We start from the raw sequence: 26,969 nt of genomic DNA on the forward strand, positions 1-26,969 counted from the left end.
ATCGAGGGAGGCGCGGACCGGCGGGGGGACGCAGACCGACCGAGGGACGTGGGCCGACAGGCGGACGAGGACTGGCGGGCCGGGGGGTTCGGGGTCTACGTCCACTGGCCGTTCTGCGCGGCGAAGTGCCCGTATTGCGATTTCAACAGCCATGTGCGCGCCGGGGTGGACCAGGGGCGCTGGCGGCGGGCGCTGGCGCGGGAGATCGCGGCGGCGGCGGCGGAGACGCCGGGGCGGAAGGTGGCTTCGGTGTTCTTCGGGGGCGGCACGCCGAGCCTGATGGCGCCGGAGACGGTGGCCGCCGTGCTGGAGGCGATCGCGGCGGGCTGGGGGCTGGAGCAGGGGGCGGAGGTGACGCTGGAGGCGAACCCGACCTCGGTGGAGGCGGGGCGGTTCCGGGGCTATGCGGCGGCGGGGGTGAACCGGCTGTCGCTGGGGGTGCAGGCGCTGCGCGACGCGGATTTGCGGGCGCTGGGGCGGCTCCATGACGTGGCGGCGGCGCGGGCGGCGTTCGAGACGGCGCGGGCGATCTTTCCGCGCATCAGCTTCGACCTGATCTATGCCCGGCAGGGGCAGGACGTGGCGGCGTGGCGCGCGGAGCTGGCGGAGGCGATGGCGATGGCGGCGGATCACCTGTCGCTCTACCAGCTGACCATCGAGCCGGGAACGGCGTTCGGGGCGCTGGCGGCGCGGGGGCGGTTGCGGGGGCTGCCGGACGAGGGGCTGGCGGCGGATCTGTATCTCGCGACGCAGGAGGCCTGCGCCGCGGCGGGGATGGCGGCCTACGAGGTGTCGAACCATGCGCGGCCGGGGGCGGAGGGGCGGCACAATCTCGTCTACTGGCGATACGGCGACTATGTCGGGGTCGGGCCGGGGGCGCATGGACGGGTGAGCGTCGGCGGGCGGCGCTGGGCGACGGAGGGGCCGCGGGGACCGGAGGAATGGCTGGTGGCGGCGGAGGGCGGCGGGGCGACGCGGCGGGAGGCGGTCGCGCCGGCGGAGCAGGCGGTCGAGATGGCGATGATGGGGATGCGGCTCGGCGAGGGGGTCGAGATGGCGCGGTACGCCCGGCTGGCGGGGCGGGGGTTCGACGCAGGCGCGGTGGCGGAGTTGGAGGAGCTCGGGCTGGTCACGGTCGGGGACGGGCGGATCCGGGCGACCGAGGCGGGGCGACCGGTGCTGAATGCGGTGCTGAAACGCCTTTTTGATCAGTAGGTTATCGATTCACGGCCGGACGGGGCCGTCCGGCGGCGACGACGGAGGGCGCTGGCCCGGCGTCGACCGGCCGGGGTTCGTTCTAGCGCGACAGGAGCTGACAGAGGCCGTCGAGCTCGTCGAGGTTGGCGTAGCGGATGCGCAGCTCGCCGGCGCTGCCGCCGGGCTTGTGCAGGATGCTGACCGGCAGGCGCAGGTTGGCGGTCAGGTCGGCCTCCAGCGCACGGGTGTCGGCGTCCTTGGCCGCCTCGGGCCGGCGGGCGGCGGAGCGGGGCGCCGCGGCGCCGCGGGCGAGCGCCTCGGTCTGGCGGACGGAGAGGCCGCGGGCGATGACGATGCGGGCGAGCGCCTCGGGATCGGCGACGGTGACCAGCGCCCTTGCATGGCCGGCGCTGATGCGGCCGGCGCGCAGGTGCTCGATGACCGCCTCCGGCAGCGTGAGCAGGCGCAGCACGTTGGCGATGTGGCTGCGGCTCTTGCCGAGGCCCTCGGCGAGGCGCTCCTGGGTGTGGCCGAAGCGGTCCATCAGCTGGCGGTAGGCCTGCGCCTCCTCGACCGGGTTGAGGTCGGCGCGCTGGACGTTCTCGATCAGCGCCAGCTCCAGCACCTCGGCGTCGTCGAGATCGCGGACCACGGCCGGGAGGTCGTGGACGCCGGCGATCTGCGCCGCCCGCCAGCGGCGCTCGCCGGCGACGATCTGGAAGGCCTCCGGCGCGCCGGGAAAGGGGCGCAGGATCAGCGGCTGGATCACGCCCTTCTCGCGGATCGAGGCGGCGAGCTCCTGCAGCTCGCGGTCGTCGAAGATGCGGCGCGGCTGGTCGGGATTGGCGCGGATGCGGTCGATCGGCACCGTGCGCGGGCCGGCGGCGCCCGCCGACCGGGCGGGCGCCTCGGCGGCGGGGTCCGCGGGGGCGGCTCCCATGCCGGCGCCGATCTCTGCGCCCATGTCGGCGAGCAACGCCGACAGGCCGCGCCCGAGACCCTTCTTCTCCATCGCGCTCCTCCTCAGGCCGGCTCGGCGACCTGCCGGTCGCGGCGCAACTGCGCCAGGAACTCGGCCGCCAGCTTCTGGTAGGCGACCGCGCCGCTGGAGGCGCGGTCGTAGATCACCGCCGGAACGGCATGCGACGGCGCCTCGCTGAGGCGGACGTTGCGGGGGATCACCGTCTCGTAGACGAGGCCGCCGAGGTTCTCGCGCACGTCCTGCGCGACCTGGCTCGACAGGTTGTTGCGGCGGTCGAACATGGTCAGCACCACGCCCTGGATGCGCAGGCCCGGGTTGGAGGCGGCGCGCACCGACTGGACGGTGCGGATGAACTGCGACAGGCCCTCGAGCGCGAAGAACTCGCATTGCAGCGGCACCAGCACCGAATGCGCGGCGACGAGCGCGTTGATCGTCAGCAGGTTGAGCGAGGGCGGGCAGTCGATCAGCACGTGGTCGAAGGGGCCGAGGGGCGCGGCGCGGTGCGTGAGGGCGTCCTTCATCTTGTAGGTGCGTCGGGCATCTCCCACCATATCTACGTCCGCGGAGGCCAGATCCGGCGTGGCGGGGATTACCCTCAGGTTCGGGACGCCGGTCGAGGCCGCCTCAGGCCCGGTGGTCGCGTCGAAGAGGAAGTCGTAGGAGGTGAAGCGTCGGCTGGCGGTCGGGACGCCGAGGCCGGTGGAGGCGTTGCCCTGCGGATCGAGGTCGATCAGCAGCACCCGAGCCCCGGCGGCGGCGATGGCGGTGGCCAGATTGATCGCGGTGGTGGTCTTGCCGACCCCGCCCTTCTGGTTGGCGATGGCGAGGACGTGGCGCGACGGGGACTCAGACACGCGACAGGGCTCCCACTTCCACGATGGCGGCCTCCGGATCGGTGGCGCTGCTGTGCAGGCGGTGGTCGAATCGCCACCTCGCGCCTGCGGCCTCGATCTCCTTATGCACCCCCCGGCCCTTCGGGAACAAGCCGATACCGGCGGGGCGGCGGTGTTTCTCGACGTGGGCAAGGAGCGCGTCGAGGGAAGCGAAGGCACGGGCGGAGATGACGTCGGCGGCGAGGGGCGGCAGGGCCTCGGCGCGGGCGTCGCGGAGGTCGATGGCGAGGTCCATGCGGCGGGCGGCCTCGGCGAGGAAGACGGCCTTGCGGCCGTCGCTTTCGACGAGGGTCACGCGAAGATCGGGGTTTTGCTCGGCGGCAAGGGCGGCGATGACGAGACCGGGGAACCCGGCGCCGGCGCCGAGGTCGGCCCAGCGGCGGGCGTGGCGGGACGCGAGGGCCCAGAGCTGGGCGGAGTCGGCGATGTGGCGGCGCCAGAGGTCGGGAGTGTCGGCGCGGCTGATCAGGTTGATGCGGGGATTCCACTTCAGCACGAGGTCGTGCAGGGCTTGCAGGCGCTCCGATGTTTCACGTGAAACACCGAAGGCGTCGGCGAAGCCCTTGGCGTCGGTGACGGGGCCGATCACGCGCCGGCGGCCCGGCGGTCCTCGCGCTGCGCCTGGCGGGCATGGAGGAGGATCAGGGTCAGGGCGGCGGCGGTCATGCCCTCGATGCGGCCGGCCTGGGCGAGCGTGCGGGGGCGGACGCGGTCGAGCTTGCCGCGAAGCTCGGAGGAAAGGCCGGGCATGGTGGCGTAGGGGAGCGTGGCGGGGAGCTCCAGGGCCTCCTCGCGGCGGAGCGCCTCCACGCTCTCGCTCTGGCGTTGCAGGTAGGGCGCGTAGCGGGCGTCGCGGGCGATCTGCTCCAGCGCCGGGGCAGCCGCGCCCGGGTCGAGGCCGGCATGGCGGGCGATGGCGGCGTGGTCGGCGTCGGGATGGCCAAGCAGCTCGAGAAGCAGGCGTCGGACGCCATCCTGCGCGACGGTGACGCCGAGCGCCGCGGCTTCTTTCGGGGTAGCGGTGGCGGTAAGCGCGGCGCGGACCTTGTCGACGGCCTCGGCCTTGCGCTCGAAGGCGACGCGGCGGGTCTCGGAGACGCAGCCGATCGCGGTTCCGCGCGGGGTGAGGCGCTGGTCGGCATTGTCGGCGCGCAGGTTGAGGCGGTACTCGGCTCGGCTGGTGAACATGCGGTAGGGCTCGGTGACGCCGCGGGTGATCAGGTCGTCGATTAGGACGCCGAGATAGGCTTCGGCGCGGTCGAAGGTCACGGAATCCCTGTCGAGCGCCTCAGCGGCGGCGTTCAGGCCGGCGAGGAGGCCCTGCGCCGCGGCCTCCTCGTAGCCGGTGGTGCCGTTGATCTGGCCGGCGAGGCGCAGGCCGTGGACGGATTTCACCCGCAGGGTGGCGTCGAGGCTGCGCGGGTCGACGTAGTCGTACTCGATGGCGTAGCCGGGGCGGGCGATCTCGGCGTGTTCCAGGCCCTCGATGGAGCGGACGAGGGCCAGCTGGACCTCCTCCGGGAGGGAGGTGGAGATGCCGTTCGGATAGACGAGGTCGCTGGCGACGCCCTCGGGCTCGAGGAAGATCTGGTGCGAGTCGCGGTCGCGGAAGCGCATGACCTTGTCCTCGACCGAAGGGCAGTAGCGCGGGCCGGGGCCGGAGATGCGGCCGGCGTACATCGGGGAGCGCGCGATGTTGGCGGCGATGATCGCGTGGGTCGCGGGGTTGGTGCGGGTGACGGCGCAGTCGACCTGCGGGGCCTGCGGGGCGGTCGAGAGGAAGGAGAGCAGGGTCGGGTCGGGGTCGCCGGGTTGGGATTCGAGTCGGCTCCAGTCGATGGTGGCGCGGCGCAGGCGCGGCGGCGTGCCGGTTTTCAGGCGGCCGAGCGGAAGGCCGATGTCGGCGATGCGCTCCGCGAGCCGGACGGAGGGGGCCTCGCCGGCGCGGCCGGCGGGGATGCGGGTCTCGCCGAGGTGGATGACTCCGCGCAGGAAGGTGCCGGTGGTGAGCACGACCTGGGGGGCGGCGAGCTGCGTTCCGTCGGCGAGGACGGCGCCGTGGACGCGGTCGCCGTACAGGAGGAGGTCGGTGGCCTCGCCGGGGAGGATGCGGAGGCGGGGCTCGGCGCGCAGGGCGGCCTGCATGGCGCGGCGATACAGGTCGCGGTCGGCCTGGGCGCGCGGGCCTTGCACGGCAGGTCCCTTGCTGCGGTTGAGCAGGCGGTACTGGATGCCGGCGCGGTCGCCGACCCGGCCCATCAGGCCGTCGAGCGCATCGATCTCGCGGACGAGGTGGCCCTTGCCGAGGCCGCCGATGGCGGGATTGCAGGACATCTCGCCGATGCGGGCGGGATCCTGGGTGACCAGCGCGACGGCAGCGCCCATGCGGGCGGCGGCGGCAGCGGCCTCGCAGCCGGCGTGGCCGCCGCCGATGACGATGACGTCGAGGGCGGGACGGGGCTCGGGGTGTTTCACGTGAAACATCTCATTTGCCGATGCAGAACCGGGCGAAGATGACGTCGAGCACGTCCTCGACGCCGACCTTGCCGACCAGCACGTCGAGCGCCCGCAGCGCGGCGCGCAGCTCCTCCGCGGCGAGGTCGAGGTCCGGGTCGGGGTGGAGGAGGACGATGGTCCGGCGAATCGCCTGCTCGGATTGCTCGACGGCGACGCGCTGGCGCTCGTGGCCGACCGCTCCGGCGGTAGCGCTGCGCGTTTCCAGCACCGTTGCGATGCGGTCCACCAGCACCGCTATGCCGGCGCCGGTGCGGCCCGACACCGAGGGCTCGCGGCGGCCGGGGGTCAGGTCGGCCTTGGCGAGGACTATGATATCCTCCGGGCCGACGCTCAAACCGAGCGCCTCCGTGTCCTCCGGCGTCTCGACCAGAAACACCCGGAGGTCGGCGGCCTCGGCCCGCCGGCGGGCGCGCTCCACGCCGATCGCCTCGACGGAGTCGCCGGGGTCGCGCAGGCCGGCGGTGTCCACCAGCGTCAGCGGCAGGCCGCGAGCCTCCATGCGCACCTCGATCGGGTCGCGGGTGGTGCCCGGAACGGCCGAGACGATCGCGGCCTCCCTTCCGGCTATCCTGTTGAGAAGAGTGGATTTTCCGACGTTTGGCGGCCCGACCAGCGCCACCTCGAATCCCAGCCGCAACCGCTCCGCCGCCCCGCTGCCGACAAGCTCCCGACGCATGGCTGCTGCGACGCCGTCGAGCGCCGCCACCGACTCGGCGACGAGATCCCCCGGCAGATCCTCGTCGGCGAAGTCCAGCCCCGCCTCGACCAGCGCCAGCGCCCGCACCAACGGCTCGCGCCACGCCGCGGCCTGCCGCGACAGGCCGCCATCCATAAGCTCCAGCGCCCGTCGCGACTGCGCCGCCGTCTCCGCGGCGAGCAGGTCGCCAAGCCCCTCGATCTGAGCGAGATCAATCCGCCCGTTCAGCAGCGCGCGTCGGGCGAATTCCCCCGGCTCGGCCGGCCGCAACTCCGGTTCGGCCGCCAGCGCATCGGCGACCGAGCGGCAGACCGCCGGCCCGCCGTGCAGATGCAGCTCGACGCTGTCCTCGCCGGTGAAGCTCCGCGGCCCGTCGAAGCGCAGCACCAGCGCATCGTCGAGCGGCCGGCCGTCGCGCGGATCGACAAGCCGCCGCAGCACCGCCCGCCGCTCCGGCGTCCCGCCGGCGCCGAGCGCCGCCGCCGCGGCACGCGCGCGCGGGCCCGAGATGCGGATGACGGCGATCCCGGAGCGGCCCGGCGGCGTGGCCTGCGCGAAGATCGTCGCCGCCATGCCGCCCCCGTCAGCTGTTCATCGACTCGAAGAACTCGGAGTTGGTCTTGGTCTGCTTCAGCTTGCCGAGCAGGAACTCGATGGCGTCCGTGGTGCCCATCGGGTTGAGAATGCGCCGAAGAACGAACATCTTCGTGAGGTCGTTCTTGTCGACAAGCAGCTCTTCCTTGCGCGTGCCGGACTTGAGGATGTCGATGGACGGGAATACTCGCTTGTCGGCGATCTTGCGGTCGAGCACGACTTCCGAGTTGCCAGTGCCCTTGAACTCCTCGAAGATCACCTCGTCCATGCGCGAGCCGGTGTCGATCAGCGCAGTGGCGATGATCGTCAGCGACCCGCCCTCCTCGATGTTACGGGCCGCGCCGAAGAACCGCTTCGGCCGCTGCAGCGCATTGGCGTCGACGCCGCCGGTCAGCACCTTGCCGCTCGACGGCACGACGGTGTTGTAGGCCCGTCCCAGCCGGGTGATCGAGTCGAGCAGGATCACCACGTCCCGCTTGTGCTCGACCAGCCGCTTCGCCTTCTCGATCACCATCTCGGCGACCGCGACGTGCCGCGTCGCCGGCTCGTCGAAGGTCGAGGCCACCACCTCGCCCTTGACGGAGCGCTGCATGTCGGTGACCTCCTCCGGCCGCTCGTCGACGAGCAGCACGATCAGGAAGCATTCCGGGTGGTTCCGCTCGATCGAGGCGGCGATGTTCTGCAGGATCACCGTCTTGCCCGAGCGCGGCGGCGCGACGATCAGCCCGCGCTGGCCCTTGCCGATCGGCGCCACCAGGTCGATCACCCGCGTCGTGCGGTCCTTGATCGTCGGGTCCTCGATCTCGAGCTTGATGCGCTCGTCGGGATAGAGCGGCGTCAGGTTGTCGAAATGGACCTTGTGGCGCGCCTTCTCCGGATCCTCGAAGTTGATCCGGCTGACCTTCACCAGCCCGAAGTAGCGCTCGCCCTCCTTCGGAGCTCGAATCACGCCCTCGACGGTGTCGCCGGTACGGAGCGAGAACTTCCGGATCTGGTTCGGGCTGACATAGATGTCATCGGGGCCGGCGAGGTAGTTCGCCTCCGGCGAGCGCAGGAAGCCGAAGCCGTCCTGCAACACCTCGAGCACGCCGTCGCCCGAGATCTCCACCCCCTCCTCGGCCATGTCCTTGAGGATGGCGAACATCATGTCGCCCTTGCGCATCGAGGACGCGTTCTCGATCTCGAGCTCCTCGGCGAGGCGGAGGAGGTCGGCGGGGCTTTTCGCCTTCAGCTCGGCGAGGGACAGCTGCTGGAAATCGGTCGATAGATCCATGGGACCGGGGAACGCCTTCAAATCGCGGGAGACGGGGAAACACGGCGGCCGGACGGCGCCTGCTCTGCCTCGTTGTCACAGTTTCCCCGCCTTGTCAAATCCATGCCCCCTCAGAACGGCCGCACCACGACCATGGTGACGATGACGAGGAGGAGAAGCGTCGGAACCTCGTTCATCGCCCGATAGGTCCGCCCGCCCAGCCGGTTGGCGTCCCGGGCGAAGTCCCGCCGCCGCCGCTCCAGCCAGTCGTGAAAGGCCGACAGCGCCAGCACCGCCGCGAGCTTGACGTAGATCCAGACATCGCTGCCCCAGCTCACCACCCCCGGCGTCGCCGCGAGCAGGATCCCGAAGCTCCAGGTCGCCATCATCGCCGGCCGCATGATTACCCGCATCAGCTTCGCCTCCATGACCTTGAAGGTCTCGGAGAGCTCCCCGGGCCCGGGCGCCCGCTCGGCGTGATAGACGAAGATCCGCGGCAGATAGAAGAGCCCCGCCATCCACGCCACCATCGCCACGATGTGGAGCGTCTTCGTCCAGGGATAGAGCGTCGCCAGCACCGCTCCCACCATCGCCTCCGCGTCTCGGGAGGTCCGCCTAGCACATCCTGAGGTCCACGCAACCGGGCCGTCCTGCCTCTTCCTTCCAGACAGGAATCCTTTCTGAATGGTTAAGAAAGCAGGGCCGTGAGTTGTGGGAATTAACCGGTCGCCCGATGTCTGCCCACAATCTTATCCACATTATCCTTGACGTGACGTCGCGCCGCATAACACCACCCAAGGTTGTGGATTGTTCTGAATACGTTAATGTAATCAATTAGTTGCAGACGTGACATAAAATGATCCACAATGCGTTTCGCGGTCCCATTCGCCCGGTTTTTGCAGCGCAGGGCGAGTTATCCTAAGCCGTCGCGCGTCCGCCCGCCGGCAAGGATTTCCCTGTGGGCGACTCCGCGGCGAGCCGGGCGAAACCGCGGCGGCGCCGGTCGCGCACAGGCTTCGCCCCCGTCTCGCCCCGACTTATCCACGGATCTGCCCATAGATTTTTCTGCGCCGCGCCCAGCGGGCCGCCCCGGCCGGCCTTGCGTCCCGGGCGCGACGTCGCGAGAACGGGCGGGCGCCGTCGCGCCGGAGATCCGCATGTCCGCGCCCCTGATCCTCGCCTCGCGCTCGGCCGCCCGCGCCGCGATGCTGGCGGGCGCCGGCGTGCCGTTCGAGGTCGTTCCGGCCGCCGTCGACGAGGCCGCGGTCAAGGCCGCCCTCGCCGCGGAGGGGGCCCCCGGCCGGGACGTCGCCGCCGCGCTCGCCGAGCTGAAGGCGCAACGCGTCGCCGGCCGTCGCCCCGACAGGCTCGTCCTCGGGGCCGATCAGGTTCTCGTCCTCGGCGACAGGCTCCTCGACAAGCCGATCGACCGCGCCGACGCCGCCGCGCAGCTCCGGGCGCTGCGCGGACAAACGCACGAGCTCTTCTCCGCCGCCGTCGCCTTCGAGCACGGCGCGCCGGTCTGGCGGCATGTCGGGCGGGCGCAGCTCGCCATGCGGCCGTTCGGCGAGGCGTTCCTCGCCGCCTATCTCGACCGCCAGGGCGATGCGGTCCTCGACACCGTCGGCGCCTACAGGCTGGAGGCGGAGGGGGCGCAGCTCTTCTCCCGCGTCCAGGGCGACTTCTTCACCGTGCTGGGCCTGCCGCTCCTCGAGCTGCTCGGCTTCCTGCGCACCAGGAGGATCCTCCTCGAATGACCGAGCCCGCCCCCGCGGTCCCGCTCCTCGCCGGCGTCCTGGGATGGCCGATCCGCCATTCGCGCTCGCCGCAGCTCCATGGCCACTGGCTCGCCCGCTACGGCATCCGCGGCCACTACGTGCCGCTCGCCGTCCGGCCGGAGGACGTGCCGGCGGCGCTCGCGGCGTTGCCGAAGCTCGGGTTTCGCGGCGTCAACGTGACGATCCCGCACAAGGAGGCGGCGCTGGCGCTCGCCGCGCGCGCCACGCCGACGGCGGAGCTGATCGGGGCGGCGAACACCCTGACCTTTGACGCGAATGGCGGCTTCGAGGCCGACAACACCGACGCCTACGGCTTCGTCCGCAACCTGCGGCAGGCCGCGCCCGGCTGGAGCGCCGCGGCCGGTCCGGCGCTGATCCTCGGCGCGGGCGGGGCGTCGCGGGCGGTGATCGCCGCGCTGCTCGAGGACGGCGCGCCCGAGATCCGCCTCGCCAACCGCACCCGCGCCCGCGCCGAGGGCCTGCGCGACCATTTCGGGCCGCGGATCGTCGTCGTCGACTGGGAGGGCGCGGCGGAGGCCGCCGCCGGCGCGGCGACGATCGTCAACACCTCCGCGCTCGGCATGGGCGAGGACGAGGGCCTGCCGGTGCGGCTCGACGCGGCGCCGGCGGGCGCGCTCGTCACCGACATCGTCTACACGCCGCTGGTGACGCCCTTCCTCGTCGAGGCGCGCGCCCGCGGCCTGCGCATCGTCGACGGGCTCGGGATGCTGCTCCACCAGGGCGCGCCGGGCTTCGAGCGCTGGTTCGGCCGCGCGCCGGAGGTCGACGACGACCTGCGCCGGGCCGTGCTGGCGTCGTGAGCGGCCGGCCCTTCCTGCTCGGCCTGACCGGCTCGATCGGCATGGGGAAATCCACCACCGCCGCCGCCTTCGCCGCGGAGGGCGTGCCGGTCTGGGACGCCGACGCCGCGGTGCATCGGCTCTACGGGCCCGGCGGCGCTGGCGGAGCGGCGCTGGCCGGTCTGGTCCCGGACGCGATCGCGTCCGACGGCGCCGTCGATCGCGAGCGGCTGCGCGCCGCCGTTCTCGCGGAGCCTGCGCTTCTCGACGCGGTCGAGGCGCGCATCCATCCGCTCGTGGCCGCCGACCGCGCCGTCTTCATCGCGGCCAACGCCGCCGCGCCGCTCGTCGTGCTCGACATCCCGCTTCTCTACGAGACCGGCGCCGAGGCGGGGCTCGACGCCGTGCTGGTGGTGAGCGCGCCGGCGGAGGCGCAGCGGGCGCGGGTGCTGGCGCGGCCGGGGATGAGCGTCGAGGCCTTCGAGCGCATCCTCGCCCGGCAGGTTCCCGATGCGGAGAAGCGCCGGCGGGCGGATCACATGATCGAGACCCACGAGGGCGTCGACGCCGCGCGGGAGAAGGTGCGCGATCTCGTCGAGCGGCTGACCGCCGGCAAAAGGGGGTAGGACATGCGCGAGATCGTCCTCGACACCGAGACCACCGGGCTCGATCCCGCCGCCGGCGACCGCATCGTCGAGCTCGGCGCCGTCGAGCTCGTCAACCACATGCCGACGGGCCGGACCTTCCACGCCCACGTCAACCCGCAGCGCGCGGTGCCGGAGGAGGCGGTGGCGGTGCATGGCCTGACCACGGCCTTCCTCGCCGACAAGCCGGTCTTCGCGGCGGTGGCCGACGACTTCCTCGCCTTCCTCGGCGAGGGACGGCTGGTCATCCACAACGCTGCCTTCGACATCCGCTTCCTCAACGCCGAGTTCGGCTGGTGCGGACGGCCGCTCCTCGCCCCCGGCCGCGCCCTCGATACGCTCGATCTCGCCAGGCGGCGGTTTCCCGGCGCGGCGAACACGCTCGACGCGCTGTGCCGGCGTTTCGGCATCGACAATTCGGGGCGGGTGAAGCACGGGGCGCTGCTCGATTCCGAGCTGCTGGCCGAGGTCTATCTCGAGCTGATCGGCGGCCGGCAGCCCGACCTGACGCTGACGGTGGTCGCCGGCCCGGCGCTCGCCGCCGGGGCGTGGATCGTGCCGCCGCGCCCGCGTCCGCTGCCGCCGCGCCTCACCGCCGCCGAGGCGGAGGCCCATGCCCGCTTCATCGCCGAGCTGGGCGAGGCCGCGATCTGGGCGCGGCCGGGCTGAAGGTCCCCCGCGGCCGGCCAGCGGCCGCGGGGATGCCGGTTCCGGCGATCAGGCGTTGGCGGTCTTCGGGGCCTCGGCCTGGCGGCGGGCGAGCTCCTGGCGGTAGAGCGTCATGAAGTCGATCATCTCGAGGTTCAGCGGCGGATAGCCGCCGTCGCGGGTCACGTCCGAGACGATCCGGCGCAGGAACGGGAAGATCAGCCGCGGGCACTCGATCATCAGCAGCGGATGCAGCTGCTCCTGCGGCACGCCCTGGATCAGGAAGCGGCCGGCATAGTCGAGCTCGAGGATGAAGAGCGGCGTGCCGCTGACGTGGCTGTCGACCTTGAGCTTCAGCGCGACGTCGTACTGGTCCGAGCCGCGGTTGGCGGCGTCGAGGTTGATGGTGACCTTCACCTCGGGCTTGCCGTCCGTGGGCGCGCCCTTCTGCACCGCGACGTTCTCGAAGGACAGGTCGCGGATGAACTGGTTGATGATCTGCAGCCGCGGCTGCGGCTGCTCGGGGGCGGCCGCCCCGTTCTCGTGCTCGGCCATGGGGTCGTTCCTCGCGAATTTTGCCTTGTTCCGCCCGTGGCTCTAGCACGCGCCCGGGGTCGCCACAACGCGGCCCGCCCGTCAAGGCTAACGGCTCAGTTCGGCGAGCGCGTCCAGCCGGAGGCCCCGCGCTCCGCCGGGGGGACGTCGTCGAGGACCTCGTAGTCGACCTCGATCGCGTCGCCGTCCCGCGGCCGCCGCGGCCCCTCGCCGCCCCGGGTCGAGAAGACCACGGTCTGGCCGCGCACCTTGCCGGCGAAGCGCCGGATCGCCGCCGCCCGGACCTGCGGGATGAGCAGCAGGAGGCCGAGGGCGTCGGTGAAGAAGCCGGGCACGATCAGGAGGAGGCCGGCGACGACGAGGAGCGCGCTGTGCGCCATCGGGCCGCTAGGGTCCTTGTCGGCCGCCGCCGCGGCGCGCAGCCGCTCGAAGGCCTGCGCGCCCTGGGCCCGGATCACCGTCACGCCGACGAGGCCGGCGAGGACCACGAGCCCGAGCGTCGGCCACAGGCCGATCCAGCCTCCGACGATGATGAAAAGCGCGATCTCGACGATCGGCAGCGCGAGCAGGGCAAGCATGATCGGCATCGCGTCGGTCCGTCGTCCTCCCATCCGCCGCCGCTGCATGGACTTGCGGCGCTCCGGATCCTACATAGGTGGCGTCACGGCCGGGCGCCATCGTTTCGGCCGCGGAATCTTAAGAAGGGCGCCCGATGGGCTCACAGATGATCCAGATCATCATTCTAGCGGGGATCGCGCTGTTCCTGGTTCTTCGGCTGCGCAGCGTGCTCGGCACCCGCGGCGGCTTCGAGAAGCCGCCGAGCGTGCCTGCGCCGGCGCAGCCGTCGCGGCGGGACCGCTCGTTCGAGGTGATCGAGGGCGGCGGGCCGGACCCCGACATCGCCGATTTCGTCGATCCGGAGAGCGACGCCGGCAAGGCGCTCGCGGCGATGAAGCGCGCCGATCCGGGCTTCAATGTCCAGGAGTTCACCCATGGCGCGCGGCAGGCCTACGAGATGATCGTGATGGCCTTCGAGAACGGCGACCTCGACACGCTCCGGGAGTTCCTCGCGCCGGACGTCTACCAGTCCTTCGCCGACGCGATCGAGGGGCGGCGGGCCAAGGGGCTGACGGTGCAGGCCGACTTCGTCGGCATCCGCGAGGTGAGCGTGGTCGACGCGCATTTCGACCCGCAGAGCGCCGAGGGGGACGTCTCGGTGCGGTTCCTCGGCGAGCTGACCTCGGTGGTGCGCGATCCGTCCGGCGCCGTGGTCGAGGGCGATCCCAAGGAGATCAAGCAGCAGCGCGACGTCTGGACCTTCACCCGGGTGATGACGTCCGACAACCCGAACTGGCTGCTCACCGGCACCGGCGCCTGAGCCATGCCGCGCCGCCGGCTCTCCCCCGAGGAGGCGGAGCTGTGGCGGCGGGTGGCGGAGACCACGGTTCCGCTGCGCCCCGCCGCCGCGGCCGGGGCGCTGGCGGAGGCCGCCCTGCCCGACCCTGTCGTGCCGGTTCCCGTCCCGGTCGCCGCGGCGGCGCCGCCGCGGCTGGCGCTGCGGCCGCGCAAGCCGGCGGCGGAGCCGCTGGTCCGGGTCGATCTCGCGGCCGATCCCCACGGGGCGCTGGCCGAGGCGGGGCCGCACATGGACCGGCGGCGGTTCGAGCGGCTGCGGCGGGGGCGGATGGAGCCGGAGGCGCGACTCGACCTGCACGGCATGACCCTGGAGCGGGCGCATGGCGCGCTGACCGGGTTCATCCTCGGGGCGCAGGCGAGCGGGCTGCGGCTGGTCCTCGTCATCACCGGCAAGGGGCGGGAGGGCGATCCCCTGGCCCCGCACCGCCGGGGGGCGCTGCGGCACGCGGCGCCGCACTGGCTGGCCGCGCCGCCGCTCGGGGGAAAGGTGCTCCAGGTCGCGCCGGCGCATTTCCGCCATGGCGGCGGGGGGGCCTACTACGTCTACCTGAGGCGCAACCGGTAGCAACTTCGCACGCGGGCGAAGGGGTCATGTGTTTGATATAATGACGCTGTAACCCCTGTCCCGCCCGCTCGCTACAGGAAGATCCCCTGGGCGAACCAGCCGCCGGAGCCGGCGCGCGAGCGCACCTCGTAGAGCCAGAGCCGCTGGCCCTCCGTCGTCTCCACCCGCCAGTAGTCGCGCGGGCCCGCGCGCCAGGCGGGGTCGTCGAGCCACCATTCCGGGGCGATGCGCTCCGGGCCGAAGGCGATGGCGCGCCGCCATTCCCGCCGTCGCCAGACGAACCGCTGCGGCGGCCGCGCGTCGTCGACGGGCCGGACCGGCTCGGGCCGCAGCATCACCGCCGGCCGCGGCGCGGGCGGCCGCGGCCAGGGGCCGGCGGGCGGGGCGAAGGCGGCGGCCATCACCGTCGAGCCCTTTTCCGGGATATGGCTGTCGGCCGGGTGCAGCCGGGCGACCCGGTCGAGCCCGAGCCGCGCCCCGAGCCGGCCGATCAGGTCGTCGAGCGCCTTCTGCTGCGCCACCTCCGGGGGGCTGCCGCCCAGGGCGTGCTGCTGGCGCGGCAGGACGGGCTCGGTGGCCAGCGCCTCGAGCCGCAGCGCCTCGATGCCGAAGCCCGCGTCGACGCCGCCGAGCTTCAGCGCGAGGAGCGAGCGGATCGCCTCGGGCGTGTCGGTCGGTCGGGCGAGGCCGACGTCGATGACCTCGGCCGCGCGATCGACCCGCATCAGCGTCAGCCGCGCCCGCCGCGCCCCGAGGCAGGCGGCGCGCAGCCGCTCGCAGAGCGGCGGCAGCAGCCGGTCGATCGCGGCGAGCACGTCGGCCTCGAGCCCGACCGGCTCGGGCAGCGTCAGCCGCACCGCGAGGATCGGGTCGGGCGAGGTGGGCGAGATCGGCTCTGGCGCCCGGCCGAGCGCCTGGTCGAGGCGGAGCAGCGTCTCCGGCCCGAACCGCCGCGCCAGCTGCGCCCGCGGCAGGCCGGCGATGTCGCCGATGCGGGCGAGGCCCAGCCGGCGCAGCGCCTCGGCCGCGTCCGGGGTGATCCGCAGCGCCCCGACCGGCAGCGTCGCGAGATGGCCGTAGGTCTCGTCCGGCGGGGCGATCCGCGTCGGCGGCGGGAACGGCGGCAGGGCCGGCGGCGGCGGCGGGCCGCCGCGCTCCCAGCGGCGCTTCTGCGCCCGCGACCGGGTGGCGCGGGCCTCCTGGTCGATGGCGTCGCCGGCATGGCGGACCCCGGTCTCGGCCCCGACGAAGCGGGCGAGCGCCCAGGCGCCGCCGAGCGTGTCGGCGATCCCGGCGCGCGCCGTCAGCGCCATGTCCCCGGCCGATTCCGCCACCGCGGCGAGGAGCCCGGCCTCGCCGCCGAAGAGCCGGGCGCAGCCGGAGATGTCGAGCGCCAGCGATTCCGGCGGATCGACGGCGATCCAGGGCGAGAACCGCCCGGCCCAGCGGCCGAGGGCGGCGAGGAAGGCGCGCTCCGCCGCCGGGTTCTCCGGCCGGGTGACGAGGTCGGGTCGAATGGCCCTCGCGTCGCCGAGCGCCATGCCGCGGCGCAGCCCGGCGGTCTCGGCGGCGGCGGAGAGGCTGGCGAGGTGGAGCGCCCCTCCCGCGTCGCCGATCACCGCGAGCGGCGTGGCCGCGAGCAGCGGCTCGCCGCGGAGGATCCGCTCGGCGGCGAGGCGGGGGAACCAGATCGACAGGATGCGGCGGGGCGACGGCACGGGCGACTCGGGATGCAGATGTTCTCATTATGTTCACGCTCGGGGCAGCGGAGTCGAGTCCTGCCGATAGGCGGCGGGCCGCCGAGCCGGCGGCTTGCGGGCCTGCGTTCTGCTGGACGCAACCCGGCATTCGGGATACGGAATTCGGCGATGCCTTCGCCTCTGACGCGACTTATCGCCCTTCAGTTCGTCTTCGCGATGAATGCGCTCGGGCTATCGGTCTGGTTTCCGCGCATCCCAGACGTGAAGGCCGCTCTCGGGCTCGACATCCTGACGCTGTCCTTGTGCCTCTTCGCCATGCCGGTGGGGACGATGGTCGGCTTCCTGACCGTGAACCGCGTCGTGCATCGGGCCGGGCTGAAGGCGACGGCGACCTGGGGCGGCGCGGCCTTCCTCGTCAGCTTCATCGGCCCGGCGCTGGCGCGGGACGCGGCGACGCTCGGGCTGGCGCTTTTCGTCTGCGGGCTCAGCATCGCCTCGATCGAGGTGGCGATGAACGCCAAGGCAAGCCAGATGGAGGCGGCGCTGCAGCGGCGGGTGATGACGCGGTGCCACGCCTTCTGGAGCTTCGGCACGGTGATCGGGGCGCTGATCGGCGGGGCCTTCGCGCAGGCGGACGCGTCGTTCCTGCAGCAGCAGCTGTTGTTGCAGCCGCTCTTCGCGGCGGCGACCATCCTCGCGGGCTGGCTGCTGATCCCGGACGCGCCCCGGGCCCCGGCGCCGTCGCGGGGCTTCGCGGTCCCGTCGGCGGCGCTCCTGCTCCTCTGCCTCGCGCCGCTCGGGGCGTTGCTGATCGAGGGGGCGATGATGGAGTGGTCGGCGCTGCTCCTGCGCGAGCACGTGGGCGCGAGTCCGTTCGTGACGGCGGCGACCTTCTCGGTGTTCGCGCTGGCCATGGCCTGCGGCCGGCTCGCGGGGGACCGGCTGGCCGAGGCCTTCGGGGCCGGGCCGGTGATCCTCGCCTCGACGCTGGCGATGGCGGCGGCGATCCTCGGCTTTGCGCTGTCGCGGGAGGTGTGGCTGTCGATGCCCTTTGCGGCCTTGGTGGGGCTCGGCTGCGCCAACGTCTATCCGCTGACGATGTCGATGGTGGCGCCGCTGCCGGGCCAGCCGCCGGAGAAGAACGTGGCCACGCTGGCGCTGACGGCGTTCACCGCGTTCCTGATCGGGCCGCCGTTCATCGGGCTGATGGCGAGCGTCGTCGGCCTGCCGGCCGCCCTCGCGCTGCTGGCGCCGGTGGGTCCGGCGGCGCTGCTGGCGCGCGTGGCGGCGGGGCGGCGGCAGTAGATCCCCTGGGGAAAGGCGCCGTCGCCGCCTTGCGCCGGAGATCCGGCGCCCGATGCTCCCGAGCCCCGGGGCGAGGCGACGAGGCGGAGGACCTCAGCCGCAGTAGACGCGGGCGATCTTGTCGTCCTTGCCGATCTCGACGTTGAGCCGGTCCTCGCGGTAGTCCATCGTCACCGGCTGGCCGGGGAAGATCACCCGGCGGGGCTCGGGCAGCGCCGAGGCGTCAAGGGAGCCGACCGAGGTTCCCACGAGCGACTGGAGCCCGGCCGCGCCGCAGGCGTCGGCGGAGGCGCCCGGCGCGGCGGCGGCGGTCCCGTCGGCGCCCTCCTGCGTGCAGGCGGCGAGGCCGGCGAGGAGGGCTGCGGCCGCGAGGGCGTACGTCTTGGTCATGGGCTCGATCCTTCCTGCGCGTCCGCCGGGGCGGGATGGCGGCACCCAATCACGCGGCCCCGGCCGGCGGCAAGGGGTCGGCGACGCCGGGCGGCGGAAACCTGCCCGGCGTCGCCTCAGGCCTGCCGCGCCTTCCGGCGGGGCCGGCGACGCGGGGGCTCCGGCGGGTCGTCATCGACCGGTCGGGCAAGCAGCAGGCGCCCGTCGTTGCGGCGGAAGCCGACGACGGCCGCCACCCCCAGCGCCGCGACGGCCCCGAGCGCGAGCAGGCTTTCGAGAAGGATCACGTTCTTTCTGTTCATGCCCCCCAACGACCGACGGCGCGCGAGGTTCCCGCGCCCGCGCCGCCGCTCGCGCAGGCGTGCCCGGCCGGGGCGGCGCAGGCGTCCGCCTCGCCTTGCAAAGCCCGGGGGCCGCGGATAGGTTCCGCGCCAGTTTTCGGCCGGGGCCGGGCGCGGCCCGCTTCGCCGCGTCGATAGGGAACGCCCGAAGGGGGAGACCGGAATGCTCGTGACGCCCGCCTATGCCCAGGCCGCCGCCGGCGGCGCCGCCGGAGGGTTGCTCGGCTTCGTGCCGATCATCCTCATCTTCGTCATCATGTACTTCCTGATGATCCGGCCGCAGCAGAAGAAGCTGAAGGACCACCGGGCGATGGTCGACGCGCTGCGCCGGGGCGACCAGGTGGTCACCTCGGGCGGCATGATCGGCAAGGTCGTGAAGGTGGGCGACGCCGAGCTCGAGGTCGAGGTCGCCCCCAACGTCAAGGTGCGGGTGGTGCGCAGCACGATCTCGCAGGTGCTGAGCAAGACCGAGCCCGCCGAGGCCTGAGGCGGCTCGAGGCGCGCCCGGCCCGGGCGGCCCGGCGCGGGGGACTGACCCGAGATGATGAACTTTCCGATCTGGAAGCGCGTGCTGATCCTGGCGGTCTGCGTGATCGGCGTGCTGATCGCCATGCCGAACGCCTTCTACGGCCGGGTGGAGCGCGCCAACGACGCCCGCGCGGCCGTGGCCGCCGGCGCGGCGGTGACGCCGGAGCTGCAGGCCGCGATGGACGGCTGGCCGGCCTTCCTGCCCTCGAAGCTGGTGCCGCTGGGGCTCGACCTGCGCGGCGGCGCGCATCTCCTCGTCGAGGTGCAGCTCCCCGAGGCGCAGGCCGAGCGGCTCGAGGGGCTGTGGCCCGAGCTGCGCGACAAGCTGCGCGACGCGCGCGAGCAGGTCGGCACGGTGCGGCGGATGAACGGGCCGCCGAACGAGCTGCGCGTCCGCATCGGCGAGCCCGCCGGGATGCAGACGGCGCTCGACATCGTCGCCCAGGTCTCGCAGCCGGTGTTCTCGATCACCGGCGCCGGCAGCCGCGACTTCGTGGCCCGCGCCGAGGGGACGGACGTCGTCGTGGTCACCATGAGCGACCCCGAGATCGCCGCGATGAACGAGCGGGTGATGCACCAGTCGCTCGAGATCATCCGCCGCCGCGTCGACGAGAGCGGCACCCGCGAGCCGACGATCCAGCGCCAGGGCGCCGACCGCATTCTGGTGCAGGTCCCGGGCATCGGATCGGCCGAGGAGCTGCTGGCGGTGATCGGCCAGACGGCGCGGCTCGCCTTCCACCCGGTGATCAGCCGCACCACCGACGCCAACGTGCAGCCCGGGCTCGACCAGATCGTGCTGCCGAGCATGGACGAGACCGGCGTCCTCTATGTGCTCGACCGCCACCCGGTGGTCACCGGCGAGCAGCTTGTCGACAGCCAGCCGACCTTCGACCAGAACCAGCGCCCGGCGGTCAACTTCCGCTTCAACCCGCAGGGCGGCGCCGCCTTCGGCGCCTATACCGCGGCGCATATCGGCTCGCCCTTCGCCATCGTGCTCGACAACAAGGTGATCTCCGCCCCGGTGATCCAGAGCCACATCCCCGGCGGCACCGGCATCATCACGGGGAGCTTCACGCCGGAGGAATCGAGCCAGCTCGCCATCCTGCTGCGCGCCGGCGCGCTGCCGGCCGAGATCAAGGTGCTGGAGCAGCGCACCGTCGGGCCGGAGCTCGGCGCCGACTCGATCCGCTCCGGCGAGGCGGCGGCCATCGCCGCCTTCGTCGGCATCATCTGCTTCATGACCGCGACCTACGGCATCTTCGGGATCATCGCCTCGTTCGGCATGATCATGAACATCGTGCTCCTGATGGCGCTGATGACGCTCCTCGGCGCGACGATGACCATGCCGGGCATCGCCGGCCTCGTCCTCTCGATCGGCATGGCGGTCGACGCCAACGTGCTGATCTACGAGCGCATACGCGAGGAGGTGAAGACCGCCCGCGGCCCGGCGCGCGCCATCGAGCTCGGCTTCGACCGCGCGCAGTCGCCGATCCTCGACGGCAACCTGACCGCGCTGATCGTCGCCGGCATCCTCTACGCGATGGGCGCGGGCCCGGTGCGCGGCTTCGGCATCACGCTGGCGCTCGGCCTCCTGTGCTCTATGTTCACGGCGATCTCGCTGTCGCGGCTGATCGTCTCCTGGTGGTACGACAAGCGTCGTCCCAAGACGCTGACGATCTGACGGAGCGCCGAACATGAAGCTCCTGCGCCTGGTCCCGGACCATACCAACTTCGACTTCTTCAGGCCGATGCGCTTCTGGCTTGCGGTCTCGCTCATCGGCACGATCGCGACCTTCGTCATCCTGCCGATCCGCGGCCTCAACTTCGGCGTCGACTTCCTCGGCGGCACGCTGATCCTCGCCGAATTCCCCGAGCATCGCGACATCTCCGAGTATCGCGAGCTGCTGAGCGGGCTCGACGTCGGCGACGTCGCGGTGACCGAGGCCTCGGGCGGCTCCGGCGGGCAGGTGGTGCTCATGCGCATCGGCACGCTCGGCGACGAGGTGGCCCACGACACCAACCCGGTGGCGCGGGTGCAGTCGGCGATCGACGTGGCCTTCCCGGGCGCGACCTATCTGCAGGTCGACACCGTCGGCGGCAAGGTCTCGGGCGAGCTGGTCTGGACCGGCGTCCTCGCCGTCGGCCTCGCGCTCGCCGCGGTCATGGTCTACGTCTGGCTGCGCTTCGAGTGGCAGTTCGCCATCGGCGCCGTGGTCTCGCTGCTCCACGACGTCGTGGTGACGGTCGGGGTGTTCTCGCTCCTGCAACTGGAGTTCGACCTGACCATCGTCGCGGGCCTGCTGACGATCATCGGCTTCTCGATCAACGACACGGTCGTCGTCTTCGACCGCGTCCGCGAGAACCTGCGCAAGTACAAGCGGACGCCGCTCAAGGAGGTGATCAACCTCGCGCTGAACGAGACGCTCAGCCGCACGGCGATGACCGTGGTCACCACGCTGATCGCGCTGTTCTCGCTCCTGTTCTTCGGCGGCCCCGTGGTGTTCGGCTTCGCCTTCGCGTCGATCTTCGGCATCGTCGTCGGCACCTACTCCTCGATCTGGGTGGCGAGCGCCATCGTGCTGTGGTTCGGGGTCAAGCGCGACTGGTCGGGAAAGGCCGGGGAGGCCGAGGGCAAGCTCCGCAAGTCCGGGGCCTGACGGGGTGCGGATCACCGAGATCCGCTATGAGGGCGCGCCGCCGGTCGAGGGCTACGGCCCCGGCTTCTTCCGCATCGCCGGCGAGGTCCGCGAGGGTCCGCAGGCGCTGCTGCCCTCCGGCCTCGCGGCCTGGGGCGGCCTGCCCGACATCGCCCCGTTCCTCGCCGAGGCCGGCCGGTTCGACGTGCTGTTCCTCGGCATGGGGCCGGAGATCCGGCCCCTCGACCCGGCCCTGCGCGCCGCGCTGGAGGCGGCGGGGATCGGCGTCGAGATCATGGCGACGCCGCCCGCCTGCCGGACCTACAACGTGCTCCTCTCCGAGGGCCGCCGCATCGCCGCGGGCCTGATGCCGGTGTGACGCCGCGCGCCGGCGGCCCGATTCCGCGGGGGTTCGCCGGAGCCTGCGGGGGCAGGGCTCCGGGGCGCGCCTCTCCATCTTGAGACGCCCGGCTTTCCGCTCTAGCCTCGGCTCCCATGGCACGCTTCTTCCAGCACCCCGGCTTCGACTTCGAGACCCGCATCGCCCTCGGCGCCGTGGCCTATCGCTGCGCCGAAGCCGGCGAGGTCCTCGCCACCGCCGACACGGTCAAGGACGGCGACTTCGATTCCTGGTTCGACGCCTGGACCGCCACCGCCGAGCGCGTCGCCGCCATCGCCGCCGGGGCGGAGGCCGCCGGCCACAAGGCCTCCGCCCTCGAGGCCTGGCTGCGCGCCTCGAAGTATCACGGCATGGCCTTCTTCTTCGTCCTCGGCACGCGCGACCCGTCGCGGGGCCCGGCGAGCTGGCGCGCCCATCGCACCGCGTTCGACCGCGCCATCGCGCTCTGGCCGACCCCGGCGCGCAAGGTGGCGATCCCCTACGAGGGCGGCGCCCTCAAGGGCTACTGGCTCGATCCCGCCGCCGCGCCGGGGCCGCGCCCCCTCGCCATCCTCAACAATGGCAGCGACGGCACCGCGACCGACATGCTCGTCGCGGGCGGCGTCGCCGCCCTCGAGCGCGGCTGGAGCGCGCTGATCTTCGACGGCCCGGGCCAGGGCGCCGCGCTCTACGAGGACAAGCTCCATTTCCGCCCCGACTGGGAGGCGGTCATCTCGCCCGTCCTGGACTTCGCCCTCGCCGATCCCGGCGTCGATCCGGCCCGGGTCGCGCTCCTCGGGGTCAGCCAGGCGGGCTACTGGGTTCCCCGCGCCGCCGCCTTCGAGCCGCGGCTTGCCGCCATCGTCGCCGATCCCGGCGTGACCCGGGTCTGGGCGAGCTGGTACGCCAACCTGCCGCCCGAGATGGTCGGTTTCCTCGACAAGGGCGACCGCGCCTCGTTCGACGCCTGGATGGCCGAGGGCGCCCGCGAGACCCCGCCGGCGCTCGCCTTCGAGATCGCCAAGCGGTCCGAGCCCTACGGCATCGCCGACGTCTTCGATCTCTTCACCGCCGTCCGCGGCTACGACCTCGCCGGCGTCGCCGACAGGATCCGCTGCCCTGTCCTCATCGCCTCGCCCGACGACGAGCAGTTCTGGCCCGGGCAGGGCGAGGAGCTCCTCGCCATGCTCACCTGCCCGAAGACCCTCGTTCCGTTCACCACGGCCGAGGGCGGCGCCGGGCATTGCGAGCCCCTCGCCCCGACCCTGCGGAACCAACGCGTCTTCGACTGGCTCGCCGCGACGCTCGGCTAAAGCAATGTCCGACCGGACGGACTCGTCCGGTAATCAAGACATTGCGCAAATTCAAGACCCTAGAGCGGACGGCCCGGCTCAACCGGAACGGACTCCGCTCTAGCCTCCAGCCTGGAACATGCCGCCGGCGCGCCAAGCATCCAGCGCCCGCATCAGCTGCGGCCCGATCTTGCCGTCGTTCAGGCCGTCGTAGAGCCCGCGCTGGGCGAGAAGGGACTGGACGGTCCGCACCGTCTCCGAGGACCAGGGCGTGGGCTTCTGCAAGAGCATATCTCGGGTCTGGCCAGTGTCGGACGCATAGCCGGCGAGGATCAGCGCCGCGGCTCCGGCCGGATCGCGAACCACGCCGCCTTCGCCGAGCTCAAGCAGGTTCGCCGCGGCGCTGTTGCCGCGCGGATCCCCAAGCGCGACGGCGTGGCGATAGTAGGCGAGCGCGGCCAGATCGCCTCCGGGAAGGAGACCCTTCGCGGCAAGATTGCCGAGATCGAAAGTCGCGATTGCCGAGCCGTTGTCCGAAGCGCCTCGCAGCAGCGCCACAGCCCGGGGAATGTCCCTCGGCACGAGCTGGCCGTCGATCAGCGCCACCGCGACGTTGATGGCGCCGTCTGCGCCGCCGCCCTCGGCGGCGCGCTCGTACCATTCCAGCGCCGACGAGGGGTCGGTCGCCTCGACGATGAGCCCGAGGCTGACCATGGCGCGAACGTCGCCCGCCTCGGCGGCCTCACGGTAGAGCCGTTCCGCCTCCGCCATGTCGCCCGACGCCGCGGTGGCCCGGGCGAGCAGCGCGGTGAAGTGGGGCATGTCCGGATTTGCCGACGCGGCCTTGCCGCAGGCCTCGACGGCGGCCGCGGCATGTTGGACGAGGTCCTTGAAGGGCACGCCGGCGGCGGTCGCGGTGGCGTCGCGGTTGTGGGTGGCGAGGCGCTCGCAGGCGTGCTCGGGCGCCTCCGCGTCGTCCGGGGGCAGCTCGACCAGCATCTCGCGGGCGTCGGCGGCGTGGCGGCCCTCCGGCTCGCGGGCGAGGTAGCTCTCGACCAGCGCCCGGAGCCGCAGCCGCCGGGCCACCTCCCAGAGCGCGTCCGAGAGGCTCGGGGCGAGCGGCTGGTCGAGGTTGCGCGTCTCGGGCGCGGTGGCGAGGAAGGCGTCGGCCTCGCCGGCATGGGCGCCGTCGGGGAAGCGCTCGCGATAGAGCTCCGCCAGCGTGCGGTCGCCCGCCGCCGAGGCCACCTGCCAGAGCAGCGTGTCGACGGGCGCGGCCTCGTCGCCGGGGGCGAAGGCGAACTGGCGGGTGAGCGAGGAGTTCTCCCACGGGATCTGCTTGCCGCCCGTCGCCGCCAGCACGTCGCGGCGCACCGCGATCAGCGTCGAGGCGATGTCCTGCCCCGGCGTCTCCATGTGGCCGAGCAGCGCCCCGGCGAAGTAGCTGTTCCGCCCCAGCCCGTCATAGGCGACGTTGTCGGGCTGGGTGGCGAAGACGTAGAGGAACCCGGCCGCGTCGCCGACCTGGGCGAGCCCGTCCGGCACGGGCGCCGCGCCGAGGCCGCGCAGCGGGTTGTCGCGGCAGGCGTCGAGGAAGACGAGATGCGCGCCGCCGCCCCCGATCCCGGCGGTGACCGTGTCGAGGGGGATGGCCCAGCGCGCGACGTCCGCCGTGCCGGCGATCGCCGCGTCCGCGGGGAGCAGGTAGTTCCGGCCGTCGATCTGGAACCCGTGGCCGGCGTAGTAGAAGAGCGAGACGTCCGCCCCGGACGCCGCCTGCCGGAAGCTCGCGATCGCCGCCTGCATGGCGTCGCGGCCGAGGTCCTTGCCTTGCGTCACGGTGAAGCCGAGCCGGCGCAGCGCGGCGGTGATGTCCGCCGCGTCGGTCGTGGGGTTCTCCAGCCGGGGCAGGCTCGCATAGCCGCCGTTGCCGATCACCAGCGCCACCCGGGTCTCGGCGCCGGCCGCCGCCGCGAGGAGGAGCGCGGCGATGGCGAGGCAGAGGCGGCGGAGCCACATGGCCGCGCCGTCGGTCAGAGCCCGACGGCGCGGATGAGGCCGTCGGCGACGGAGTCGAGCGCGTCGGCGATCTCCTCGCCCTGCGCCTCGGTGACGCTGGCGAGCTGCGGCTCGTCGGCGCGCAGGAGCGTGATCGAGGCGCGGACCTCGCGCGCGGCGGCCTGCACCGCGGCGAGCGCCGTCTCGATGGCCTCGCGCTCGATCGCCTCGACCTCCGCGTCGGACCCCGCGGTTGCGAGCCGGCGCGCGGCGGTCTCGCCGGCCCGGCGGACGGCCGCGCTCGCGGCGCGGATCGTCGCCGCGACGCCGTGCAGCCGCGGCGGCAGCTCGAGCAGGCGCGCGTCGATCGCTGCGGCGTAGCCGTCGAGCGCGACGCCGAGGCAGGCGAGGTAGGTGTCGGCGTCGGTGAGCGATTGCCGGCAGGCCTCGGCCTCGGCCTCCAGCCGGGTCGAGGCGTCGGCGAGCCAGGCCAGCACGTCGCCCGGCCGCGCCGCGCCGAGCGGCTCCGGCGGGCGGCCGCCCCCGGCGACCCCGCCCCCGCCGCCCGGGCCGCCCGTCGCGAAGGCGAGCACGATCTCGTCGGGCGGGTTCGGCAGGACGAAGATCCGTTGCGGCAGCAGCGAGACCACGTTCGTCTGCGGGGCTGGCTGGCTCTCGACCGCGAGCGTGCCGGTCTCGTAGGAGATGGCGTAGTTGCCGAGCCCGATCCCGCGCGCCGCGCCGATGTCGATGTCGTAGTCGCCGACCGCGGCCCCGCCCGGCGCGCCCTCGCTGGAGAGCGTCGCCGAGTTCACCCGGTCGGCGTTCCGGAGTCCCGCGACCGAGAACTCGTCGCCGGCGAAGACGAAGCGCTTGCCGAAGCGCTTGGTCTGGTCGTCGGCGGTGAGGGTCAGCGGCGCCGGGGTGACGGTCAGCGTGCCGGGGTTGGCCGGGTCGGGATCGAGGTAGTAGTTGGCGAGCCCCAGCCCCTCCAGGCTGGAGGGGTCGAGGAGGATGTCGTAGTCGCCGACGCTGGCGGTCGCGGCGGCGCCGTTGCTGGTGAATACCGCGAAGTCGACCACGTCGTCGTTGCGCAAGCCGGATACGGTGTAGTCGACGTCGCCGAGGTTGGATCTCTCGCCATAGACCTTGCTGTCGTCGCCGACGGTGATCGTCAGCGGCGCCGGGGTGACCGACAGGGTTCCGGGGACGGGCGGATCGGGGTTGATGACGTAGTTGCCGATCCTCTCGCCGTCGATCGCGTTCACGTTGATGTCGAAGTCGGCCACGCCCGCGGTGGCCCTTGCGCCGTTGCTGGAGAAGCTCACCGTGACGGTGTCGCCGTTGCGCAGGCCGTTGACCGTGTAGTCGACGTCGCCGAGGTCGTAGACGTCGCCATAGACCTTGGTGTCGTCGCCGACGTCGATCGTCAGGGTCGCGGGGGTGACCGTCAGAGTTCCGGGGACAGGCGGATCGGGGTTGATGACGTAGTTGCCGATCCTCTGTCCGTCCACGGCGTCCACGTCGATGTCGTAGCCGCCCACCTCTGCCGTCGCGGCGGCGCCGTCGCTGGAGAAGCTCACCGTGACGGTGTCGCCGTTGCGCAGGCCGTTGACCGTGTAGTCGACGTCGCCGAGGTCGTAGACGTCGCCATAGATCTTGGTGTCGTCGCCGACGTCGATCGTCAGGGTCGCGGGGGTGACCGTCAGGGTTCCGGGGACAGGCGGATCGGGGCTGATGACGTAGTTGCCGATCCTCTGTCCGTCCACGGCGTCCACGTCGATGTCGTAGCCGCCCACCTCTGCCGTCGCGGCGGCGCCGTCGCTGGAGAAGCTCACCGTGACGGTGTCGCCGTTGCGCAG

Annotated in this window: 27 protein-coding genes; 13 read left to right on the forward strand and 14 right to left on the reverse strand. The window is 72.8% G+C overall.

Annotation, left to right across the window (positions count from 1 at the left end; all coding sequences use genetic code 11):
• Nucleotides 1-48 precede the first annotated feature (48 nt).
• Complete coding sequence (gene hemW, locus KBB57_RS12840; RefSeq protein ID WP_290750891.1) at nt 49-1,215, forward strand: radical SAM family heme chaperone HemW; 1,167 nt, start codon at nt 49-51, stop codon at nt 1,213-1,215.
• A gap of 82 nt (nt 1,216-1,297) precedes the next feature.
• On the opposite strand, the gene KBB57_RS12845 is transcribed toward hemW, so the two are convergent.
• The 7 genes from KBB57_RS12845 to hemJ all read right to left on the reverse strand — a co-directional run bounded on the left by KBB57_RS12845 (nt 1,298) and on the right by hemJ (nt 8,722).
• Nucleotides 1,298-2,209 (reverse strand): ParB/RepB/Spo0J family partition protein, encoded by a 912-nt coding sequence (locus tag KBB57_RS12845; protein WP_290750751.1) that lies wholly within the window; start codon nt 2,207-2,209, stop codon nt 1,298-1,300.
• A gap of 11 nt (nt 2,210-2,220) precedes the next feature.
• On the reverse strand, nt 2,221-3,033 hold the full coding sequence (locus KBB57_RS12850; RefSeq protein ID WP_290750754.1) for a ParA family protein: 813 nt from the start codon (nt 3,031-3,033) through the stop codon (nt 2,221-2,223).
• Nucleotides 3,026-3,661, reverse strand: a complete 636-nt coding sequence (gene rsmG, locus KBB57_RS12855; RefSeq protein WP_290750760.1) for a 16S rRNA (guanine(527)-N(7))-methyltransferase RsmG — start codon at nt 3,659-3,661, stop codon at nt 3,026-3,028. The genes KBB57_RS12850 and rsmG overlap by 8 nt, the downstream gene beginning before the upstream one ends.
• Nucleotides 3,658-5,556, reverse strand: coding sequence for a tRNA uridine-5-carboxymethylaminomethyl(34) synthesis enzyme MnmG (gene mnmG / locus KBB57_RS12860; RefSeq protein ID WP_290750763.1), 1,899 nt, complete (start codon nt 5,554-5,556; stop codon nt 3,658-3,660). The genes rsmG and mnmG overlap by 4 nt, the downstream gene beginning before the upstream one ends.
• Nucleotide 5,557: 1 nt before the next feature.
• Nucleotides 5,558-6,859 carry a tRNA uridine-5-carboxymethylaminomethyl(34) synthesis GTPase MnmE gene (mnmE, locus tag KBB57_RS12865; RefSeq protein ID WP_290750764.1) on the reverse strand — a complete coding sequence of 434 codons (1,302 nt, stop codon included), beginning with the start codon at nt 6,857-6,859 and terminating at the stop codon, nt 5,558-5,560.
• 10 nt (nt 6,860-6,869) lie between these two features.
• Complete coding sequence (rho, locus tag KBB57_RS12870) at nt 6,870-8,153, reverse strand: transcription termination factor Rho (protein ID WP_290750768.1); 1,284 nt, start codon at nt 8,151-8,153, stop codon at nt 6,870-6,872.
• Nucleotides 8,154-8,263: 110 nt separating this feature from the next.
• Complete coding sequence (gene hemJ / locus KBB57_RS12875) at nt 8,264-8,722, reverse strand: protoporphyrinogen oxidase HemJ (RefSeq protein WP_290750771.1); 459 nt, start codon at nt 8,720-8,722, stop codon at nt 8,264-8,266.
• Between the two features lie 567 nt (nt 8,723-9,289).
• On the opposite strand from hemJ, the gene KBB57_RS12880 reads away from it, so the two are divergent.
• The 4 genes from KBB57_RS12880 to dnaQ are packed head-to-tail and all read left to right on the forward strand — an operon-like array spanning nt 9,290 to nt 12,023.
• On the forward strand, nt 9,290-9,889 hold the full coding sequence (locus KBB57_RS12880; RefSeq protein ID WP_290750773.1) for a Maf family protein: 600 nt from the start codon (nt 9,290-9,292) through the stop codon (nt 9,887-9,889).
• Nucleotides 9,886-10,731: a shikimate dehydrogenase gene (locus KBB57_RS12885; protein ID WP_290750776.1), complete on the forward strand. Its 846-nt coding sequence runs from the start codon at nt 9,886-9,888 to the stop codon at nt 10,729-10,731. The genes KBB57_RS12880 and KBB57_RS12885 overlap by 4 nt, the downstream gene beginning before the upstream one ends.
• Nucleotides 10,728-11,336: a dephospho-CoA kinase gene (coaE, locus tag KBB57_RS12890; RefSeq protein ID WP_290750779.1), complete on the forward strand. Its 609-nt coding sequence runs from the start codon at nt 10,728-10,730 to the stop codon at nt 11,334-11,336. The genes KBB57_RS12885 and coaE overlap by 4 nt, the downstream gene beginning before the upstream one ends.
• A 3-nt stretch (nt 11,337-11,339) precedes the next feature.
• Nucleotides 11,340-12,023 (forward strand): DNA polymerase III subunit epsilon, encoded by a 684-nt coding sequence (gene dnaQ, locus KBB57_RS12895; RefSeq protein WP_290750782.1) that lies wholly within the window; start codon nt 11,340-11,342, stop codon nt 12,021-12,023.
• Between the two features lie 48 nt (nt 12,024-12,071).
• Here the strand turns inward: dnaQ and secB are convergent, their stop codons facing one another.
• On the reverse strand, nt 12,072-12,557 hold the full coding sequence (secB, locus tag KBB57_RS12900) for a protein-export chaperone SecB (RefSeq protein ID WP_290750785.1): 486 nt from the start codon (nt 12,555-12,557) through the stop codon (nt 12,072-12,074).
• Between the two features lie 95 nt (nt 12,558-12,652).
• Entirely contained in the window at nt 12,653-13,144 is a 492-nt protein-coding gene (locus tag KBB57_RS12905) for an FxsA family protein (RefSeq protein WP_290750788.1), read from the reverse strand.
• Between the two features lie 125 nt (nt 13,145-13,269).
• Between KBB57_RS12905 and KBB57_RS12910 the strand changes: the two genes are divergently transcribed.
• Both KBB57_RS12910 and KBB57_RS12915 read left to right on the forward strand, forming a co-directional pair.
• Entirely contained in the window at nt 13,270-13,935 is a 666-nt protein-coding gene (locus KBB57_RS12910) for a Tim44/TimA family putative adaptor protein (RefSeq protein ID WP_290750791.1), read from the forward strand.
• A gap of 3 nt (nt 13,936-13,938) precedes the next feature.
• Entirely contained in the window at nt 13,939-14,538 is a 600-nt protein-coding gene (locus KBB57_RS12915) for a Smr/MutS family protein (protein ID WP_290750794.1), read from the forward strand.
• A gap of 71 nt (nt 14,539-14,609) precedes the next feature.
• On the opposite strand, the gene KBB57_RS12920 is transcribed toward KBB57_RS12915, so the two are convergent.
• Nucleotides 14,610-16,256, reverse strand: coding sequence for a DNA polymerase Y family protein (locus KBB57_RS12920; protein WP_290750797.1), 1,647 nt, complete (start codon nt 16,254-16,256; stop codon nt 14,610-14,612).
• Between the two features lie 150 nt (nt 16,257-16,406).
• Here KBB57_RS12920 and KBB57_RS12925 point away from each other — a divergent pair, with 150 nt between their 5' ends.
• Nucleotides 16,407-17,543, forward strand: coding sequence for an MFS transporter (locus tag KBB57_RS12925; RefSeq protein ID WP_290750799.1), 1,137 nt, complete (start codon nt 16,407-16,409; stop codon nt 17,541-17,543).
• A 93-nt stretch (nt 17,544-17,636) separates the two neighbouring features.
• Here the strand turns inward: KBB57_RS12925 and KBB57_RS12930 are convergent, their stop codons facing one another.
• Both KBB57_RS12930 and KBB57_RS12935 read right to left on the reverse strand, forming a co-directional pair.
• The gene (locus tag KBB57_RS12930) at nt 17,637-17,933 is read right to left on the reverse strand and encodes an I78 family peptidase inhibitor (RefSeq protein ID WP_290750801.1); all 297 of its coding nucleotides are present in this window, start codon (nt 17,931-17,933) and stop codon (nt 17,637-17,639) included.
• Nucleotides 17,934-18,049: 116 nt separating this feature from the next.
• Nucleotides 18,050-18,235 carry a hypothetical protein gene (locus tag KBB57_RS12935; protein ID WP_290750804.1) on the reverse strand — a complete coding sequence of 62 codons (186 nt, stop codon included), beginning with the start codon at nt 18,233-18,235 and terminating at the stop codon, nt 18,050-18,052.
• A 202-nt stretch (nt 18,236-18,437) separates the two neighbouring features.
• Here KBB57_RS12935 and yajC point away from each other — a divergent pair, with 202 nt between their 5' ends.
• From yajC to KBB57_RS12960, 5 genes are all read left to right on the forward strand, one after another.
• Nucleotides 18,438-18,761, forward strand: a complete 324-nt coding sequence (gene yajC, locus KBB57_RS12940) for a preprotein translocase subunit YajC (protein WP_290750807.1) — start codon at nt 18,438-18,440, stop codon at nt 18,759-18,761.
• 54 nt (nt 18,762-18,815) lie between these two features.
• The gene (gene secD / locus KBB57_RS12945; protein ID WP_290750810.1) at nt 18,816-20,483 is read left to right on the forward strand and encodes a protein translocase subunit SecD; all 1,668 of its coding nucleotides are present in this window, start codon (nt 18,816-18,818) and stop codon (nt 20,481-20,483) included.
• Nucleotides 20,484-20,496: 13 nt separating this feature from the next.
• Nucleotides 20,497-21,459: a protein translocase subunit SecF gene (gene secF, locus KBB57_RS12950; RefSeq protein WP_290750813.1), complete on the forward strand. Its 963-nt coding sequence runs from the start codon at nt 20,497-20,499 to the stop codon at nt 21,457-21,459.
• 4 nt (nt 21,460-21,463) lie between these two features.
• Entirely contained in the window at nt 21,464-21,817 is a 354-nt protein-coding gene (locus KBB57_RS12955) for an Mth938-like domain-containing protein (protein WP_290750815.1), read from the forward strand.
• Between the two features lie 116 nt (nt 21,818-21,933).
• Nucleotides 21,934-23,130 (forward strand): hypothetical protein, encoded by a 1,197-nt coding sequence (locus KBB57_RS12960; protein ID WP_290750818.1) that lies wholly within the window; start codon nt 21,934-21,936, stop codon nt 23,128-23,130.
• 99 nt (nt 23,131-23,229) lie between these two features.
• On the opposite strand, the gene KBB57_RS12965 is transcribed toward KBB57_RS12960, so the two are convergent.
• Together KBB57_RS12965 and KBB57_RS12970 are read right to left on the reverse strand one after the other, a co-directional pair.
• Nucleotides 23,230-25,128 carry a caspase family protein gene (locus tag KBB57_RS12965; protein WP_290750820.1) on the reverse strand — a complete coding sequence of 633 codons (1,899 nt, stop codon included), beginning with the start codon at nt 25,126-25,128 and terminating at the stop codon, nt 23,230-23,232.
• Between the two features lie 14 nt (nt 25,129-25,142).
• On the reverse strand, nt 25,143-26,969 hold a 1,827-nt coding region (locus KBB57_RS12970; RefSeq protein WP_290750823.1), incomplete at its 5' end, for an MBG domain-containing protein.

It is taken from the genome of Amaricoccus sp., assembly GCF_017993425.1.
Classification (GTDB): domain Bacteria; phylum Pseudomonadota; class Alphaproteobacteria; order Rhodobacterales; family Rhodobacteraceae; genus Amaricoccus.

Excerpts from the sequence above, each read along its gene's own strand:
- KBB57_RS12960 (WP_290750818.1), top strand. The coding sequence starts at position 21,934 with ATGGCACGCTTCTTCCAGCACCCCGGCTTCGACTTCGAGACCCGCATC.
- secD (WP_290750810.1), top strand. The coding sequence starts at position 18,816 with ATGATGAACTTTCCGATCTGGAAGCGCGTGCTGATCCTGGCGGTCTGC.
- dnaQ (WP_290750782.1), top strand. The coding sequence starts at position 11,340 with ATGCGCGAGATCGTCCTCGACACCGAGACCACCGGGCTCGATCCCGCC.
- KBB57_RS12885 (WP_290750776.1), top strand. The coding sequence starts at position 9,886 with ATGACCGAGCCCGCCCCCGCGGTCCCGCTCCTCGCCGGCGTCCTGGGA.
- mnmG (WP_290750763.1), bottom strand. The coding sequence starts at position 5,556 with ATGTTTCACGTGAAACACCCCGAGCCCCGTCCCGCCCTCGACGTCATC.
- KBB57_RS12915 (WP_290750794.1), top strand. The coding sequence starts at position 13,939 with ATGCCGCGCCGCCGGCTCTCCCCCGAGGAGGCGGAGCTGTGGCGGCGG.
- mnmE (WP_290750764.1), bottom strand. The coding sequence starts at position 6,859 with ATGGCGGCGACGATCTTCGCGCAGGCCACGCCGCCGGGCCGCTCCGGG.
- KBB57_RS12905 (WP_290750788.1), bottom strand. The coding sequence starts at position 13,144 with ATGCCGATCATGCTTGCCCTGCTCGCGCTGCCGATCGTCGAGATCGCG.
- KBB57_RS12965 (WP_290750820.1), bottom strand. The coding sequence starts at position 25,128 with ATGTGGCTCCGCCGCCTCTGCCTCGCCATCGCCGCGCTCCTCCTCGCG.
- KBB57_RS12930 (WP_290750801.1), bottom strand. The coding sequence starts at position 17,933 with ATGACCAAGACGTACGCCCTCGCGGCCGCAGCCCTCCTCGCCGGCCTC.
- rho (WP_290750768.1), bottom strand. The coding sequence starts at position 8,153 with ATGGATCTATCGACCGATTTCCAGCAGCTGTCCCTCGCCGAGCTGAAG.
- KBB57_RS12910 (WP_290750791.1), top strand. The coding sequence starts at position 13,270 with ATGGGCTCACAGATGATCCAGATCATCATTCTAGCGGGGATCGCGCTG.
- KBB57_RS12925 (WP_290750799.1), top strand. The coding sequence starts at position 16,407 with ATGCCTTCGCCTCTGACGCGACTTATCGCCCTTCAGTTCGTCTTCGCG.
- secB (WP_290750785.1), bottom strand. The coding sequence starts at position 12,557 with ATGGCCGAGCACGAGAACGGGGCGGCCGCCCCCGAGCAGCCGCAGCCG.
- KBB57_RS12935 (WP_290750804.1), bottom strand. The coding sequence starts at position 18,235 with ATGAACAGAAAGAACGTGATCCTTCTCGAAAGCCTGCTCGCGCTCGGG.
- yajC (WP_290750807.1), top strand. The coding sequence starts at position 18,438 with ATGCTCGTGACGCCCGCCTATGCCCAGGCCGCCGCCGGCGGCGCCGCC.
- secF (WP_290750813.1), top strand. The coding sequence starts at position 20,497 with ATGAAGCTCCTGCGCCTGGTCCCGGACCATACCAACTTCGACTTCTTC.
- hemJ (WP_290750771.1), bottom strand. The coding sequence starts at position 8,722 with ATGGTGGGAGCGGTGCTGGCGACGCTCTATCCCTGGACGAAGACGCTC.
- KBB57_RS12880 (WP_290750773.1), top strand. The coding sequence starts at position 9,290 with ATGTCCGCGCCCCTGATCCTCGCCTCGCGCTCGGCCGCCCGCGCCGCG.
- KBB57_RS12845 (WP_290750751.1), bottom strand. The coding sequence starts at position 2,209 with ATGGAGAAGAAGGGTCTCGGGCGCGGCCTGTCGGCGTTGCTCGCCGAC.